A 16385-nucleotide genomic window follows, 5' to 3' on the forward strand; every position below is an offset into this window, starting at 1 on the left:
GAGACACGATGAAAGCCGCTGAACTGTTTGACCTGTCCGGACATGTCGCCGTCGTTACAGGCGCTGCGTCTGGCCTTGGCCTCGCGATTGCGCAAGTGGTCGCGGCCAATGGAGGGCGGGTCGCAATGCTTGACATCGACGAGCGAAAATTGAAGCAGGCGGCGGCTGCTATCGACGAGGCCGGTGGAGCCGTTGAGACGTTCAGCGTCGACATAGCCGAGGCCGGCAAAGTCGAAGCTGTCGTGGATGCTTACGTCGAAAGATATGGCCGGCTCGATTGTGTGTTTGCGAACGCAGGCGTGAGCGGTGGCCCTGGATACGGCAAGCCCGAAGGCGAGCTCAAGGCGGCGTCCATGGAGCTTTGGGACGCCTGCCTTCGGGTCAATCTTGATGGCGCTTTTCGGACAATTCGGGTGGCGGCAAAACATATGAAGCCACGGCGGCAGGGATCGATCGTCGTGACGTCTTCCGTCGCGGCGCTGCGCGCGTCGGCGCTACCGAGTTACGGCTACCACGCGGCAAAGGCCGGCATTGCACAGGTGGTGCGCGTCGCGGCTCTCGAGCTCGGTCCTCACAATGTGCGTGTCAATGCCATCGCGCCAGGTCCTTTTCGGACCAATATCGGCAATGGCCGGATGCATACGCCCGAAGGTGCCGCGGCGTTCGCAGATACCGTGCCCTTAGGGCGGCTTGCCGAACTGGATGAGATCAAGGGGCTCGCGCTGCTGTTGGCATCGCCGGCTTCCACATACATGACCGGCGCCATCATTCCGATCGACGGCGGGACGCAGGCCTGAGGGCCGCGCGATTAAAAAATACTCGGAAAAGCAGGAGTGTATCGATGGATATCGGATTTATCGTTGACGGTGGCGCGGTTGCGGCCGAGGGAGGGGGCACTTTCGAGCGCAAGGATCCCATGACCGGCAAGGTCGCGACACGCGCGCCGGCTGCGACGCTCGCAGACGTCGAGAAGGTCGTCGCTGCTGCGGCCAAAGCGTTCGAGACCTGGTCAGAGACAGGGCCCTCGCTGCGCCGCGGCCTCCTTCTGAAGGCGGCAGACCTTATGGAGAGCCGTACCAACGACTTTATCAAGCTGATGCTTGAGGAGACCGGGGCGACGGCGCCTTGGGCTGGCTTCAATGTCCATCTCGCCGCCGGTATCTTGCGCGAAGCTGCAGCTCTCACCACCCAAATCACCGGCGAAGTCATTCCATCCGATAAGCCCGGTATCTGGTCGATGGCGGTACGCCAGCCGGCCGGTGTCGTCCTCGGCATGGCGCCGTGGAACGCCCCGGTCATCCTCGGCACGCGGGCAATCGCGGCGGCGCTCGCCTGCGGCAACACGGTCATCTTGCGTTCGTCAGAAGCCTGTCCCGGAACGCATCATCTTATCGGCCAAGTTCTGAATGATGCCGGCTTCCCCAAAGGAGTCGTCAACGTCCTGTCGAATGCACCTTCGGACGCGCCCAAGATCGTTGAGGCGTTGATTTCCAATCCTGCCGTACGCCGAGTCAATTTCACAGGCTCAACCAAAGTCGGTCGCGTCATCGCCAAGCTCGCGGCGGAGCATCTCAAGCCTGCCCTGCTGGAACTTGGCGGTAAGGCGCCTTTGGTCGTTCTGGAAGACGCCGATCTGGACCAAGCGGTCGATGCTGCGGCCTTCGGTGCTTTCATGAATCAGGGGCAGATCTGCATGTCGACGGAGCGCATTATTGTGGATCAGAAGATCGCCGATGCGTTCGTCGCCAAACTCGCGGTCAAGGCCTCGACATTGCCGGCTGGCGATCCGCGTGAGCATGTCGTCCTGGGATCATTGGTCGATCTGGCGCCCGCCGAGCGTATGGATGCTCTCATCAAGGATGCGACCGGAAAGGGAGCGAAGATCGTCGCGGGCGGCAAGCGCAACGGAACGGTCGTCGAAGCCACCTTGCTCGACCACGTGACGTCGGACATGAAAATCTACAACGAGGAATCGTTCGGACCCGTGAAATCGATCATTCGTGTCGCCGGCGTCGATGAGGCCGTGCGCGTCGCCAACGACACTGAATACGGGCTGTCCGCTGCGATTTTCGGCCGCGATGTCTCCCGCGCCCTGACGATTGCGAAGCGTATCCAGAGCGGTATCTGCCACATCAATGGGCCGACCGTCGCCGATGAGGCTCAGATGCCATTCGGCGGCACAAAGGCCAGCGGGTACGGCCGCTTCGGCGGAAAGGCCGTCATCAACGAATTCACCGAGCTTCGTTGGATAACGATCGAAGGTCCGCAGCACTACCCGTTCTAAGCAAAGACCCGGAGGCATGTCATTGAGGATGATCGATGAGGGTTGCTATTGTTGGATCCGGCGCAATCGGGCTGCTGTATGGTGGCTGGCTGCAGTCAGCGGGATTGGATGTGGTATTCGTCACCCGGCCGGGTCGGCAAGCCACGCTTGATGGAGCAACACTGACGGCCGAGGGGCGCCTTTCCTTTCGTCTTGAGCGCGTTTCCGCTGTTGGCGACGTTGCCAATGCGGGCAGCTTCGATGCCATTATTCTCGCCGTGAAGTTGTACGATCTCGCGGCCGCCGCCGCTCAGGCGTTACCTGCCTTGGCACCGGCAGGTGCGCTGGTTGCCGTCCAGAACGGTGTCAGCGCCTACGGCATTCTCCGTCCCCTTCTGGATCCGTCGAGGTTGGCCATTGGGCCGGTGTTTGCGGCCACGCGGCTTACGGGATCTTCATCCGTTGCTTATGCCGGTGCCGACCGGGTGACTCTAGGGAATCCGGAATGCAAGATCTCACCAGCTGTTGAGGAACTCGTTCGACGCTGGGCAAGCATTGGTGTCACTGCTGAGATATCTGAGGATATCGATGACGTCATTTGGACAAAGTTTTTAGGCTTCGCGACCAATGCGGCGCTGACATCGCTCGGGCGCCTTCCGGCCGGCGTTATCTATCACACGCCGGAACTCGTCGAACTCGCCAAGCAGTCGATCCGCGAAGTTGCAAGTGTGGGCCGAGCCGAAGGCATTGCAATCACCGGCGATGCCGAAGAGATGACCCTGAGAATCCTTCAAAGTTTGCCGCCGGCGACGGTCGCGTCGATGCGACAAGATCTGGATGCTGGTAAAAGGCTTGAACTCGATTTCATTAGCGGCGAGATCGACCGGTTGGGGCATAAGCATGGCATAGCAACGCCGCTGCATAGTCTCGCCTATCGACTTCTGCAGCCATTCCGCGATGGTGCGCCGAAGGCAGCTCCAGGGGCTTGAGCGAAGCATGACGTGGCTAAGCCTCGATCGCAACAAGAAGGCAGTCACGCCTGTAGGAAATAGAAGAGGGATTATGTCCGTTGAAGAAAGAGTCGCCATCGTGGGCGCCGGCCCGGTTGGTTTGCTAAGCGCTCTCGGGCTTGCCCAGGCGGGCATCCCGGTTATCGTCATCGAGCGCGAAACGGAGATCGTCGCCTCCCCGCGCGCGATAGTTTATCACTGGTCTGTACTTGAGGGCCTCAACCGGCTTGGCTTGCTTGAAGAGGCGCTGGACGTCGGGTTCGCCAAGCAGGACTATACCTACTTGGATTTCGCGACCGGCGAGAAAATCGACTACAGCCTGGACGTTCTCGACGGACGGACACCTTTCCCGTTCAATCTCCACCTCGGCCAAAACCTACTTGCCGAGATTGCGTTGCGCCGACTCCAGCAGTTTCCGCATGTCGAGGTTCGCTGGGGTGTGACGATGCTCGATCTGATGCAAGATGCCAGCGGGGTCACTCTCTCAGTTGACGGCCCTGACGGCCCTTCCGAACTCCGTGCCGCATGGGTCATCGGCGCCGACGGCGCGACGAGCAACGTTCGAAGGGCCCTGCATCTGGAGTTCGAGGGTATCACATGGCCGAAGCGGTTTATCGCGGCCAACGTCCGGCACGATTTTTCGAAGCATGGCTACGCGCGCACCACCTTTCTGATTCACCCGACCCATGGCGCAATCATCGTAAAGCTGGATAAAGACGATCTGTGGCGCTGCACCTACAGCGAGCCGCTAGATCTACCCGAGGAAAGCATCGCCGAGCGTATGACCGCGTACTTCGACGTCATCCTTCCGGGAGCGCGCGACATTGAGGTCGTTGCCTTTGCGCCTTATCGCATGCATCAGCGGGCAGCCGAGCGGTTGCGCGTTGGCAGAGTGTTGCTGGCCGGCGATGCAGCGCATGCAACGAATCCGAGCGGCGCTTACGGGCTCACATCGGGGTTGTTCGACGCATTTGCGCTCTACGAGGCGCTGGCTGCTGTCGTTCGCGGCGACGTCGACAGCACGGTCCTCGATCACTACGCCGAGGAGCGCCGCCGCATCTTCCTCGAGGTCGTCTCGCCCGCGGCGGTCGACAACAAGCGGATCATCTTCGACACGACAGATCCGGAGCAGCACGAGGCCAATCTCATCCGTTTGCGCCGTCTGACGGATAAGGAGGTGCTGCTCGACCGGCTTATGATGACAGTGCGAATGCGCAGCGAGGCGAGACCTCAGTAGTATCTGAAGGTCAAGTCTCTGTTTGACGCGCCGAAGTGGAGATAACGCGCCTCTTCCAAGGCTTCGGCTTCGAGGCAGGCTCGTTCTGGCTCGTTGGCGAGCAGATCAGCGGCAGCTTCCGCCTGGGCGGCCCAAATGAAGACATAGCGTGCGCAGAGCATTGTTGTTATAATGAACTATTCTTCATCACCACCAGGCGCATATTGCGCTGCAGCGGGCCCCGTCAGACGACACGCGGAGCACGAGATGGAAGCCAGGCGCGAGTTCAGTGGCTCCGATACCCACGGTGTTCTGCAACGGTTTGGGGCCGACATCCGTGCAACGAGTGAGGGGCATGGATGGTCTTCAATTTACGCGTCGATCCAAAGGGAGAATCCCTTCGAGGGACGTTTCGAAGCGATTGCTGACGACCTCATCGTGTTGCACCGTAGCGGCCCGGTGCAGACGACTTTCGCATCCGGCGGGCACGTCACTTCACGTTGCATTCCAAAAGGAAGCATCTTTTTTTTGCCGGCAGGTCATGCTTGCGAGGTGGGATTGCAGGGGACGCTGGATACTCTCCATATTTATCTCCGCGCAAATTTAGTGTCTGTCCACAATGTTACACCGCTGCTGGTGGAACGGGACGTGGTTCTGCAGCATCTGGCGCACGCGGTTGAGCGGGCGGTCTGCGAGAATGTCTCGAATTCAGATCTCTTCATCGATCCGATAGCGCGGGCGCTCGCGGACAGAGTCTCCGCGATCAGCAGGAGTAGCGAACCATGGCAGGTTCAGACCGCTGGGCTGCCGGACTACGAACTTCGGCGCCTTAAAGATTTCATAGAAGCCAATCTTGAGGGTGAGATCACCCTTGCTGCGATGGCCAGCGCTTGCGGCTTTGGCACAAAGTCTTTCGCTCGGGCTTTTGCAGCAACGACCGGCAAATCACCATACCAATATGTGATCGCGGCGCGTGTCGAACGGGCCAAGCGCTTGATCGAGCAAAACCAGCAAGGCCTCGCTGAGATAGCACTGCGCTGTGGCTTCTCCCATCAGGAACACTTGACGCGTGCCTTCCGCAGGCTGACGGGCCAAACGCCCGGTCGGTACCGTCGCGGCGTCCACTGATAAGCAGTCATGCCGATGCAGAAACGCTTCGATCCACCCTCGCCAGCCGCAGCGCAAAATGAGCATACCGTGCGGCCTTTCGACGGAGGCGAGGTCCATTCCGTGCTGCGACAGTTCGCCGTGAAAGGCCAGGCGTCGAGTGCTGGGCTCGGCTGGTCGACCATGTTCGCATCGGTTCAGCGGGAAGAGCCGTTCAGGGGCCGCTTCGAAGCCAATACCAACGCCCTGCTGGTGACTGCGGCTGGTGGACCAGTCGATGTGACCTATCGGATCGATGGGCGCGTTGTATCCAGGCACTTGCAGGAGAAGGAGATATTTTTCCTACCGCCGCGCCGCGACTGTGAGGTGACGCTAAATACCCCGTTGAATTCAATCCATGTGTACCTGCGTCCTGAACTGTTTTCTGGCTCTGAAAGTAAAGCGCTGAACTCCGATTTTGGCCTCCTGCCTTTGTTGGGTGAGCCGGAGCCCCTAACCCACAATCTCCTGGCCGTGGTGGAAGAAATGGTGCGAGAGGGTGATACCTCGTGTTCCCTCCTGGCCGATTCGATCGCGCATGCAATAGCCAATCGCCTTGTCGTGCTCAATGCACGGGAGCGGAAAACGGCGTGTAGTGTGGAGCGCCAGCTGAGTACACGTAGCGTCAGCTCAATTCGTGATTTTGTCCAAGCCAATATCGCGGATTGCATCAGGCTGAACGATTTGGCTGCGATCTGCGGCGTGAGTCCCGAGTATTTCATACGAGTATTCAAGTCTTCGCTGGGCGTGTCTCCTCACCGCTACGTGGTGGGAATGCGAATTCATCACGCGAAACTGCTCCTGACGGATGCAAACATTGGCCTTGCGGAAGTCGCGCGGCAATGCGGGTTTGCGCACCAGCAACATTTCACGAACACGTTTCGTCGGATGACGGGCTTGTCGCCAGGCGCTTATCGACGGGCGATGAATTGAGAACTCCACGATCTGCCGTTCCGATCTGAACGCTGGCTCGTTTCCTGCCAACGAAGCGGGCAGTTTGTGTCAGTTTTCTGCAAACCGGTCCGGTTTGTGCAGGCCTAGCCACCCGGCATGTCCTACTTTCACCTCACGAAGAGGCGCCAGACGCAATCATAGCGCCCGATGATAGGGAGAGACGCGCATGGCATTGTTCGATGCCGGGCGAGGGAGCTCGCATATCCGAATTGGTCAGCATTCGCTCGATGAGCCTTGCACCTCGGCTGATCGTGCTGCGTCGGAAAGCGGGCTGCTGCGATGAAGGACTGGTCTCCGCTCGTCGTTGGGATCGGCGGAACGTTGCGCGACGGATCAACCTCGGAGAGGGCGCTCCGCCTGGCCCTGACGGAAGCCACGCGGCTCGGTGCGAAAACCCAGATCTTCGCCGGGCAATCGTTGAATGTCCCGCACTACGACAGCATTGAACGTACGGAGCGTGCGAACTCGTTGGTCGAAGCACTGCGCGCCGCTGACGGTGTCATCATTGCCACCCCAAGCTATCACGGTTCGATCTCGGGCCTGGTCAAGAACGCAATAGACTACACCGAGGATCTCCGCGCCGACGCGCGCAGCTATCTTGCCGGACGCGCTGTCGGCGCCATCGTATGCGCGGGCGGAGCCCAAGCCATGGGAGCGACGCTGGGGACTCTGCGGACCATCATTCACGCGCTGCGCGGTTGGCCGACTCCGTTTTCAGCGGTCATCAACACCGCGCAGAGGCCATTTTCCCCAGATGGTGCGTGCAGTGATCCGATCATAGCGCAACAGCTTGCATTCGTGGCCGAGCAGGTCGTCGAGTTCGCGAAGATGCGGCGGCTGTATGAGAGCCGGGGCAATGGACTCGCGCCGCAAGGAATATCAGCAGCCGCGCCGGCGCAATGCGCTTAGAACGCGGCCGCAAACAATAATAACGGGAAACAACAGGGAGGGGTCATGAGCAAGAATCGCATCCTTAGCTATGAAAATCTCGTTGTCATCTTGATGGGAGCCGCGTTTGGCTTCGTATTTTTCGACCGGCTGGCGTTGAATTTTCTATCTCCATTTCTAGTGCCTGAGCTCCATCTGAACAACACTCAGCTGGGTGCCCTCGCGGCTGGCCTGGCGCTGACCTGGGCAATCGCCGGCTATGCCGTCGGCACTCTTTCAGACTATTTTCAGAATCGTAAAACGCTCCTGGTCTGCGCGATCGTGATCTTCTCGATCTGCTCGGTGGGATCCGGTCTCGCCAATTCGTTTCTGACGTTGCTTGCCGCGCGCCTCGTTATGGGACTTGCGGAGGGACCTGTACTTCCGATCGCGCAATCGATCATGGCTGCGGAATCCTCGGAGCACCGTCGCGGCTTCAACATGGGGGTTCTGCAGAATTTCTTCAGCGCGCTCCTAAGCAATTTTGCCGCTCCTCTGGTGCTCGTGGCAATTGGGCAGATCTACGGCTGGAGAAGTGCTTTCTACATTGCGGCGGTGCCTGGCTTCGTGGTGGCGGCCCTGATTGTAGCCTTTATCCGTGAACCTTCCTCGGGTGCCGCCCCGGCATCGACTGCATCTGCGCGCAACACGATCCCGCTTTCGACGATGCTGAAACATCGCAACATCTGGGTTTGTGCGATCGTAAGCTGCCTGATGGTGTCTTGGCTCCTCATTCAGATAACGTTCCTTCCGATCTACCTGGTGCAGGTCCGCGGTCTGTCGCCCAGCGCGATGAGCGTTGCCGTGGCCGCGACCGGTATCGCAACGGCCGCGTCTTCAATCATCGTACCGGCGCTGTCGGATCGCTTTGGCCGCCGACCGATTCTCATCCTGTCAGGCTTCGTTGCCGCGATTGCTCCGGTGACTACCGTAATGTTCGACGGACCTTTGCCTTTGATGGTGTTGCTCATGGGTCTCGGCAATCTCGCAATTGGCAGCTTCTCGTTGTTCATGGCCACCGTGCCGTCCGAGACGATCCCGCGGACCCATGTTGCTACTGCGCTTGGGTTCATCATGGGGGTTGGCGAGCTCGCGGGCGGCTTCGTGGGGCCGGCCGTCGCCGGGATCGCTTCCGACGTGTTCGGTCCGTCCAGCTCGATGTGGATCGCCGCTACACTTTGCATCTGTGCAGGCTTGCTTTGCCTGATCCTGGACGAAACTGCGCCGCGGGTGCTCGAGCGCCACAAGAGAATGATTGTGAGTTCGCCGGCATAAATCCCTATCGCCGCTTAGCCGCAACCGCGCTCAACGGAAATATCAGGAGATCGAAATGAACGTTCAGGCCATGCGCAAGAGCCTGCCGGCACCGGAACCTCACCTCACTCCGCAGGATCTGGTCGACCGCGCCACCTCGATGAGAACGCTACTGCGGGAATCGCAGGACGAAACCGATGAGCGGGGACATTTTTCGGACGAAATCCAGCAAAAGTTCATCGATGCTGGGTTCTATCGGATCTTGCAGCCCAAAATGTTTGGTGGCTACGAGTTCGATTACGAAACATTTTTCCGCGTCATGGTGGAGATATCGCGCGGTCATCCGTCCGCGGGGTGGTGCTTGACGTTGGCCGCTTCTCATGCGCCCGTCATAGCCTCCCACTGGTCGGAAGCTGCACAGATCGAAATCTTCGGTTCATCCGGACATTTCGCGTCACCGCACCGGGCTGCCCCCGGGGGCACGTGCCTGCCGGTCGAGGGCGGCTATATCATCAATGGTGTGTGGCCATATTCGTCGGGAATACCGCACAGCACGCACTTCCTGGGCGCAACGTTGCTTCAAACCTCGTTCCCACCACGAATGCTGCACTTCGTTGTGCCGCGGGGGCAATACACAATTCTGGGCGATTGGGGTGGAGACCGCACCCTGGGCATGCGCGGCTCCGGCTCGAACAGCGTCAAGCTGGACAATGTCTTCGTGCCCGAGCACATGACCGCTTTTTTCGACGCGCTGGGTGTGAAGCAGGATCTCTCCGATGGCACGCCCGGAACGCGGTTGCATGGCAACCCCATGTATCTCGGCGTTCTCATGGGGCCTTATCACGCCTCTCTGACATCGCCCATCATCGGTGCCGCGCGCGCGGCGATCGATGAATATCGCGATATCCTGTTCTCGCAAAACACATTTGTTCCACCTTTCATCAAGCGTGCGTTCGAGACTGATTTTCAGGTCAACTATGGCCGCGCCATAGCATTGACCGATGCGGCCGAAGGCGTGCTGCTGCAGGGTTTGCGCAAGCACATGGACTACTGCCAGCGGTGGGCGAAGACGGGCTTGCAAGCCTCCGTTGAAGAAAACCTGCGACTCTGGGGAATGCTGCAGAACGGTGCACGTCTTGCCTGTGATGCCATCGAACTCTTGTTTCAGACCGCCGGGTCGACCGCGGCGCGGAAGGGCTCAAGGATGCTTCGATACTTTGGCGACGCCCAGATGTATCGAGGACACATGTCCTCCCAATACATGACGTTCGCGAAGTACATTGGTCGCAGCAATCTTGGGCTGCCGACCGGTTTTCTGGATCTCTGAAGAAAGTCGGAGGGGGACGTGACCCAAACCAAAGCAAAACCTGCCCCGTTGGTTCTTGCAGATCAGGGATTCTTTTGGACCGGTCTGGTCCGGCAGCAGACACCAAATGGCACCATCGCTGCGGGCCAGATGTTCGTGCAGTATCAGATCCCGGAGCACATCCGGCATCCCTATCCCATCGTGATGGTGCATGGAGGTGGCGGGCAGGGAACGGATTTTCTCGGTACTGCCGATGGACGGCCTGGATGGGCCACTTACTTTCTGAAACAGGGTTACGCGGTCTATGTCGTCGACCGCCCAGGGCACGGTCGCGCACCCCTGCATCCGGAGGCTCTGGGTCCCATGACACCTCCGCTGACATACGAATTTGCCATGACGCTGTTTACCGCGCCCGGCAAGCAGCCGAACAATTGGCCGAACGCGCAAAAGCACAATCAGTGGCCTGGCTCCGGCGTCGTCGGCGATCCAGTTCTGGACCAATTCATGGGGACCCAAGGCCCGTTCTTTGTCTTCTTGGCACAGACGCAACAGCTGATGCAGCGGGCCGGTGCAGAATTGCTGGATCGCATCGGTCCAGCAATCCTGCTCACCCATTCCATGGGGGCGCCCTTCGGCTGGCTCGTGGCCGATAGTCGACCGCACCTGGTGAAAGGCATTGTCGCGGTTGAGCCAATGGGGCCGCCTTTCGCCCAATTGCCGATGGGGCTCGGCGACCTCTCTTACGGACTCACTGCGATCCCGATGACGTTCGATCCGCCCCTCAGAGGCCCAACTGAACTGCGGCGTGAAATCCGCAAGGCTCCGAAGTCGGGACTGGCGGACTGCTTCGTTCAGAAAGAGCCGGCGAGGCGTCTTCCAAACCTGGCATCGATACCCGTTGCCGTCGTGACATCGGAGGCGTCGGCCTGGTCCATGCACGACCACGGCACCGTCGATTTTCTCGTTCAGGCAGGCGTGCGAGCCGTCCATCTGCGGCTCGAGGACCACGACCTGCGCGGCAACGGTCACCTGATGATGCAAGAAAGGAACAGCGATGACATCGCTGCCTTCCTGGAAAGGTGGATCTTGGAATACGTGGGGTCACGACCAGCATAAATTCGATTTTCGCGTCGCCGCATTTGTGAAGCAGCGGCTGGAAGGTGCGGGTCAGGTGGTCAGGTTTGTCAACAGACTGTTAGCGCAAGAGGAGTGCGAGATGGCGAAGAAGGGATATTGGGTCGGTCACGTCAACGTCACGAACCCGGAGCGCTACAAGGACTACATCGCGGCCAACGCCGCACCATTGAAGAAGTACGGGGCGCGGTTCATTGTCCGAAACGGTGCATGCGAAGTGCACGGCGAGGCACTTCAAGGGCGTCGCCACGTCATCATCGAGTTCGAAAGCTACGTAATAGCCAAGGCCTGCTACGACTCACCCGAGTATCAGGCGGCGGCCAAGATTCGCGATGAAGCCAGCACCTCCGACTTCGTCATGATCGAGGGCCACGAGGACTAACAGCGATCCGCGGCGGGGTCTGGCAACTTACGATTAAGAGCCTAGCCGGAGGTGGAGACGCTAACGCCAGCGTCCGGCTTCGTCACAGGCGTGCAAATTCCGATTGACGGCGGGGAAGTCTCGGAAATGAGGCATTGCTGAGTGTCAAGCCCGAGCATCGGGCGTTCGCCATTTAAGAAATGCGTTTAGGGAGAAGTGACATGAACATCAACGGCCGCAGCCTGTGGGTGAAGAGCGCGCTCAGCGGCGGGGTCATCCTGCTTGCACTGGTCGGAGGTGCTGCGGCCGGGTCGCAATACGGTCCCGGTGCATCCGATACCGAGATCAAATTCGGACAGAATATGCCCTACAGCGGTCCGGCATCGATCTTCTCGGTTCAGGGCATGACGTTGTCGGCCTACTTCAAGATGATCAACGATCGTGGTGGAATTCGCGGCCGCAAGCTGAACTTCATCTCGCTGGACGACGGCTACAGTCCGTCCAAGGCGATGGAACAGGCGCGGCGTCTCGTCGAAAACGACGAGGTCCTGTTCATCGGCGCCTCGCATGGTACGCCAGCCAACATGGCAATCCGGCCCTATCTCAATGCGAAGAAGGTTCCGACGATCTTCGCGATCAATGGCCTCGCCGCCATGGGAGATCTCCGCAAGTATCCCTGGACGATCGGCTGGCAGCCGACATACGAGGGCGAAGCGCGCATCTATGCGCGATACGTCTTACAGCAGAAGCCGAATGCAAAGATCGCGATCCTTTATCAGAACGACGACCTGGGCAAAGCCTACCTCAAGGGTATCGAATATGAGCTTGGCGAGAAGGCCAAGACGATGATCGTGGCGAAACAGAGCTATGATATCACGGCGCCGACTGTCGACTCGCAAGTCGCCATTCTCAAGGAAAGTGGCGCCGATGTCTTTATCAATGCCTCGACGCCGAAGTTCGCCGCTCAGTCCATCCGGATCGCCTACGACACCGGCTGGCATCCACTTCAACTCCTCAGCTATACGTCGGCCTCTGTTGCAACCGTGATGGTTCCTGCCGGCGTAGAGAAGGCGGCCGGCATCATCTCCTCAACCTTCTTCAAGGACCCCAGCGATCCTCAATGGGCCAACGATCCCGACCTGCTCGAGTACACGGCCTTCCTGGCGAAGTATCGTCCCGGCGCGAACGTCAACGACATTTTCAATCTGGTCGGCTATCTGCTGGCCGAATCGATCGAGAAAGTCATTGAGCAGTGTGGAGACAATCTGACGCGCGAGAACTTGATGGCGCAGGCGCTGAACATGAACGTTCGCATTCCGATGCTGCTCCCCGGCGTGATGGTGCAGACCAGCGCGAAATCGCCCTATCCGATCAAGACGCTCCAGCTTCAGCGGTTTGACGGCAAGTCGTCGTTCGTGCTCTTCGGTGAGCTCATGAATGCCGCACCTGAGGATTGATCGCCTTCGTAGTGCAGGGCGGGTTCTGGAAGAAAGCGCATTGCTTGCTTTCTGGAATCGATCCATCCCGACGCCTCGAGGCAACACAGTAGCTCCGGTGGGTCCGCGGGTGTTGCCATTGCACTGCAGCAACGATAGGAGCGATTGGATTGAAAATTGAGGGCCATTGGGTTTTACTCCGCGGCAACGAAGCCTCGAGCCCTTGGTCTGTCGGATGCAGGCGACGTCGAATTTTGGGGTGCAGGAGACGCACGGGATCCTGAACCGCTTCCAGGCCGAATTCCGCGGCTCGAGCGAAGGGCTCGGCTGGTCGTCCGCATTTGCCTCGGTTCAGCGCGAACGGCCGTTTGAGGGGCACTTCCACGCTCTGTCGGACAATCTGATGGTGTTACATCGGGGCGGCCCGGTCGACATCACCTATGTGATGGACGGCAAGTCGGTTAATCGGCACATCCCGCGCGGAGGCGTTTTCTTCCTGCCGGCGGGCCATGCATGCAACGTGCTCCTGCGCGAACCGCTGGAATCGACCCATATCTATCTGCGCTCCGACCTTTTCGCCGGCCCCGACGAGTCACCCGGCGTGATCGGCGGCCTCGCGCCGATGCTCGGCGATCAGGACGCTGTGCTGGAGCATCTTGCCTCGGCGATCGGTGACACCATCACCGGCGGTCTGCCGGCCTCGTCGCTCTTCGTCGATCCGATTGCGCAAGCGATCGCCAACCGTTTCGTGGCGATCAACTTCCACAAGCCAAGCACGGAAGCCGGCAAGCACCCGAACCTGCTCAGTGGTAGGCAGATGGCGCGCATTCGCGAATTCGTTGATGCCAATATCGATAGCGATATCCGCCTCGACCAGCTGGCGGCGCTGTGCGGCCGCAGCACCGAGTACTTCGTGCGGCTTTTCAAGGCGACGAGCGGCGTCTCGCCTTATCAATACGTGCTCAATTTGCGCATAGAGCGCGCCAGGGCGCTGCTTGCCGACGAGTCCCTCAGTCTGGCGGAGATCGCGCTGGCTTGCGGCTTCTCCCATCAAGAGCATTTCACGCGGATGTTCCGCCGCTTTACTGGCATAACACCCGGACGATACCGACACAGCCACTAGGTTTCGCTGACCGCGGCCGCGGCGGTCGAAGGCCCGGTTCGGCCCTGCATTATTTTTCCGGTTTTGTGCAGATTTTCTTCGGTTTCGTGCAGGCCCGCCGCGCCAGCACGCCCCTAGCTTCCTCCCAACGACATGAAATCGCCGGTTCGCCGGCTTGGGAGGATTGCCATGAGCATCGCGCTGTCCGATGCCGGAGGTGCGTCCATTGCGACGGCCGGTGACGCCGGCAAGAGCGCGTTTGCCTATTGCTCGCAGCAATATCGCGTCCTGTTCGGTACCGGCACCTCGGCGCGACTGGGCGAGGAGGCAGCGCGCCTCGGCATCAAGCGGGCATTTGTGCTGACCACAAGCGACCAACATGATCTGGGGCGCCGGCTCAGCGCAGGTCTCGGCGACAGGCTCGCCGGACTGTTTACCGGCGCACGCATGCATACGCCGGTCGAAGTTACCAACGAAGCGCTTCGGATAGTGGAGTCCCGCGACATCGACGGGCTGGTCGCGATCGGCGGCGGCTCGACGGTCGGACTCGGCAAGGCGCTCTCGCTGCGCACGGGGTTGCCGCATATCGCGATGCCGACCACCTATGCCGGCTCCGAGATGACGCCGATTCTTGGCGAGACCAGCAACGGCATCAAGACCACCCAGCAATCGCAGGATCTGGTGCCTGATACCGTCATCTACGACGTCGATCTCACCATCAGTCTGCCGCCGCACATCTCCGCCGCCAGCGGCCTCAACGCGATCGCCCACGCCGTCGAGGCGCTTTATGCGCCCGACGCCAATCCTCTGACTTCGTTGATGGCGGAAGATGGCATCGCCGCGCTTGCCCGCGCGCTACCGCGCATCATGGTGGCGCCTGCCGATCCCGGAGCCCGTCGCGATGCGCTCTATGGCGCCTGGCTGTGCGGCATCTGCCTCGGCGCGGTCGGCATGTCGCTGCACCACAAGCTCTGCCACGTGCTGGGCGGCATGTTCAACCTGCCGCATGCGGAAACTCACGCGATCGTGCTGCCGCACGCCACTGCCTACAACGCAGCCGCCGCGCCTGAGGCCATGACTCGCGTCGCGCGGGCGCTGCACACCGCCAATGCTCCGCAGAGCCTGTTTGACCTTGCCCGGCAGCTCGCGCTGCCACGTGCGCTCGCCGACATCGGAATGCCCGAGGACGGCATCGCACGCGCCGCAGAGATGGCGGTGCGCAACCCATATGCCAACCCCAGACGGATTGATCGGGCCCCGATCGAGCAATTGATTGCGGCAGCTTGGCGCGGCGATGCGCCCGCGCAGGACCGAACTTCAGGGATCCAAGGACAACACCATGGCCAATTTCAACGAGCATAACCTCACTGACGAGGTGGTTCGCAGCTTCGCCAACACGCCGAACAAGCGGCTGAAGTTCCTCATCGAGGAGACGGTGAAATCGCTGCACGATCTGGTGCGCCGCACTGAACTCACTTTCGAGGAATGGAATCAGGCGATCGAGTTCTTGACCCGCACCGGCCAGACCTGCACGCCGCTGCGCCAGGAGTTCATCCTGCTCTCCGACGTGCTCGGCGTCTCGATGCTGGTCGACGCCGTCAATCACCGCGAGCGCGAGGGTGCGACCGAGACCACGGTGCTCGGCCCGTTCTATGTCGGCGAGCACCACGTCACGCCGCACGGCGCCAACATCTCCGAGGGCATCGACGGTGAAGTGATGTTCGTGCAGAGCCGCGTCACCGACCTCGCCGGCAAGCCGCTCGCCCGTGCCGAGATCGACGTCTGGCATGCCGACGACGACGGCTTCTACGATTCGCAGAAGGCCGATTACGCGACCCACGGTCCGTCGCTGCGCGCGCGCTTCGTCACCGATGCCGACGGCCGCTTCTCGTTCCGCACGATCTTGCCGTGTAGCTATCCGATCCCGACCGACGGCCCGGTCGGCGATCTCGTCACTGCCACGCAGCGTCATCCGATGCGCCCCGCGCATGTGCACTTTCTGGTCAAGGCCGAAGGCTACGAGCCGCTGATCACCCACGTCTTCCTCGATGGGGACCAATATCTGCGCAGCGACGTGGTGTTCGGCGTCAAGGACGAACTCATCGCGCGCGTCGAGCCGCGCAACGACGCAGCGCTGCCGAACGGCGAGCGGGTCTCCGGCCCGTGGCACCTGATGACCTACGACTTCCAGATGAAGCCCGGCGCAGGGCTGGTGCCCCGGCCGATGATGGCCGCGGAATGACGATCGCAACCAACAACACGACTGAGGAGAGGAT

Annotated in this window: 15 protein-coding genes; all 15 read left to right on the forward strand. The window is 60.4% G+C overall.

Annotation, left to right across the window (positions count from 1 at the left end; all coding sequences use genetic code 11):
• Window positions 1-8: 8 nt before the first annotated feature.
• A complete protein-coding gene (locus tag GGD63_RS05395; protein ID WP_183239866.1) occupies window positions 9-797 on the forward strand; it encodes an SDR family NAD(P)-dependent oxidoreductase in 789 nt (262 codons plus the stop codon).
• Between the two features lie 44 nt (window positions 798-841).
• Window positions 842-2284, forward strand: coding sequence for an aldehyde dehydrogenase (locus tag GGD63_RS05400; RefSeq protein ID WP_183239867.1), 1443 nt, complete (start codon window positions 842-844; stop codon window positions 2282-2284).
• A gap of 35 nt (window positions 2285-2319) precedes the next feature.
• Entirely contained in the window at window positions 2320-3252 is a 933-nt protein-coding gene (locus GGD63_RS05405) for a ketopantoate reductase family protein (RefSeq protein WP_183239868.1), read from the forward strand.
• A 73-nt stretch (window positions 3253-3325) separates the two neighbouring features.
• Window positions 3326-4510, forward strand: a complete 1185-nt coding sequence (locus GGD63_RS05410; protein ID WP_183239869.1) for an NAD(P)/FAD-dependent oxidoreductase — start codon at window positions 3326-3328, stop codon at window positions 4508-4510.
• Window positions 4511-4756: 246 nt separating this feature from the next.
• Window positions 4757-5617: a helix-turn-helix domain-containing protein gene (locus GGD63_RS05415; RefSeq protein WP_183239870.1), complete on the forward strand. Its 861-nt coding sequence runs from the start codon at window positions 4757-4759 to the stop codon at window positions 5615-5617.
• 9 nt (window positions 5618-5626) lie between these two features.
• On the forward strand, window positions 5627-6568 hold the full coding sequence (locus GGD63_RS05420) for an AraC family transcriptional regulator (protein WP_183239871.1): 942 nt from the start codon (window positions 5627-5629) through the stop codon (window positions 6566-6568).
• 300 nt (window positions 6569-6868) lie between these two features.
• The gene (locus tag GGD63_RS05425; protein ID WP_183239872.1) at window positions 6869-7498 is read left to right on the forward strand and encodes an NADPH-dependent FMN reductase; all 630 of its coding nucleotides are present in this window, start codon (window positions 6869-6871) and stop codon (window positions 7496-7498) included.
• 45 nt (window positions 7499-7543) lie between these two features.
• Entirely contained in the window at window positions 7544-8791 is a 1248-nt protein-coding gene (locus GGD63_RS05430) for an MFS transporter (protein WP_183239873.1), read from the forward strand.
• Between the two features lie 55 nt (window positions 8792-8846).
• Complete coding sequence (locus tag GGD63_RS05435) at window positions 8847-10097, forward strand: acyl-CoA dehydrogenase family protein (RefSeq protein WP_183239874.1); 1251 nt, start codon at window positions 8847-8849, stop codon at window positions 10095-10097.
• 18 nt (window positions 10098-10115) lie between these two features.
• On the forward strand, window positions 10116-11192 hold the full coding sequence (locus tag GGD63_RS05440) for an alpha/beta hydrolase (RefSeq protein ID WP_183239875.1): 1077 nt from the start codon (window positions 10116-10118) through the stop codon (window positions 11190-11192).
• A gap of 100 nt (window positions 11193-11292) precedes the next feature.
• Window positions 11293-11592, forward strand: a complete 300-nt coding sequence (locus tag GGD63_RS05445) for a DUF1330 domain-containing protein (RefSeq protein WP_183239876.1) — start codon at window positions 11293-11295, stop codon at window positions 11590-11592.
• Window positions 11593-11792: 200 nt separating this feature from the next.
• Window positions 11793-13028, forward strand: a complete 1236-nt coding sequence (locus GGD63_RS05450; protein WP_183239877.1) for an ABC transporter substrate-binding protein — start codon at window positions 11793-11795, stop codon at window positions 13026-13028.
• A gap of 214 nt (window positions 13029-13242) precedes the next feature.
• A complete protein-coding gene (locus GGD63_RS05455) occupies window positions 13243-14130 on the forward strand; it encodes a helix-turn-helix domain-containing protein (protein ID WP_183239878.1) in 888 nt (295 codons plus the stop codon).
• A gap of 168 nt (window positions 14131-14298) precedes the next feature.
• The gene (locus GGD63_RS05460) at window positions 14299-15471 is read left to right on the forward strand and encodes a maleylacetate reductase (protein WP_183239879.1); all 1173 of its coding nucleotides are present in this window, start codon (window positions 14299-14301) and stop codon (window positions 15469-15471) included.
• Window positions 15449-16351, forward strand: a complete 903-nt coding sequence (locus tag GGD63_RS05465) for an intradiol ring-cleavage dioxygenase (protein ID WP_183239880.1) — start codon at window positions 15449-15451, stop codon at window positions 16349-16351. Before GGD63_RS05460 ends, GGD63_RS05465 begins: the two co-directional genes overlap by 23 nt.
• Window positions 16352-16385: the final 34 nt, after the last annotated feature.

Origin of the sequence: Bradyrhizobium sp. cir1 (assembly GCF_014198245.1) — a bacterium.
Taxonomy (GTDB): Bacteria; Pseudomonadota; Alphaproteobacteria; order Rhizobiales; family Xanthobacteraceae; genus Bradyrhizobium.

What these genes read in the sequence shown, in the direction of transcription:
- GGD63_RS05420 (WP_183239871.1), top strand. Translation starts at nt 5,627, where the DNA reads ATGCCGATGCAGAAACGCTTCGATCCACCCTCGCCAGCCGCAGCGCAA.
- GGD63_RS05450 (WP_183239877.1), top strand. Translation starts at nt 11,793, where the DNA reads ATGAACATCAACGGCCGCAGCCTGTGGGTGAAGAGCGCGCTCAGCGGC.
- GGD63_RS05430 (WP_183239873.1), top strand. Translation starts at nt 7,544, where the DNA reads ATGAGCAAGAATCGCATCCTTAGCTATGAAAATCTCGTTGTCATCTTG.
- GGD63_RS05425 (WP_183239872.1), top strand. Translation starts at nt 6,869, where the DNA reads ATGAAGGACTGGTCTCCGCTCGTCGTTGGGATCGGCGGAACGTTGCGC.
- GGD63_RS05455 (WP_183239878.1), top strand. Translation starts at nt 13,243, where the DNA reads ATGCAGGCGACGTCGAATTTTGGGGTGCAGGAGACGCACGGGATCCTG.
- GGD63_RS05415 (WP_183239870.1), top strand. Translation starts at nt 4,757, where the DNA reads ATGGAAGCCAGGCGCGAGTTCAGTGGCTCCGATACCCACGGTGTTCTG.
- GGD63_RS05435 (WP_183239874.1), top strand. Translation starts at nt 8,847, where the DNA reads ATGAACGTTCAGGCCATGCGCAAGAGCCTGCCGGCACCGGAACCTCAC.
- GGD63_RS05460 (WP_183239879.1), top strand. Translation starts at nt 14,299, where the DNA reads ATGAGCATCGCGCTGTCCGATGCCGGAGGTGCGTCCATTGCGACGGCC.
- GGD63_RS05410 (WP_183239869.1), top strand. Translation starts at nt 3,326, where the DNA reads ATGTCCGTTGAAGAAAGAGTCGCCATCGTGGGCGCCGGCCCGGTTGGT.
- GGD63_RS05395 (WP_183239866.1), top strand. Translation starts at nt 9, where the DNA reads ATGAAAGCCGCTGAACTGTTTGACCTGTCCGGACATGTCGCCGTCGTT.
- GGD63_RS05465 (WP_183239880.1), top strand. Translation starts at nt 15,449, where the DNA reads ATGGCCAATTTCAACGAGCATAACCTCACTGACGAGGTGGTTCGCAGC.
- GGD63_RS05445 (WP_183239876.1), top strand. Translation starts at nt 11,293, where the DNA reads ATGGCGAAGAAGGGATATTGGGTCGGTCACGTCAACGTCACGAACCCG.
- GGD63_RS05400 (WP_183239867.1), top strand. Translation starts at nt 842, where the DNA reads ATGGATATCGGATTTATCGTTGACGGTGGCGCGGTTGCGGCCGAGGGA.
- GGD63_RS05405 (WP_183239868.1), top strand. Translation starts at nt 2,320, where the DNA reads ATGAGGGTTGCTATTGTTGGATCCGGCGCAATCGGGCTGCTGTATGGT.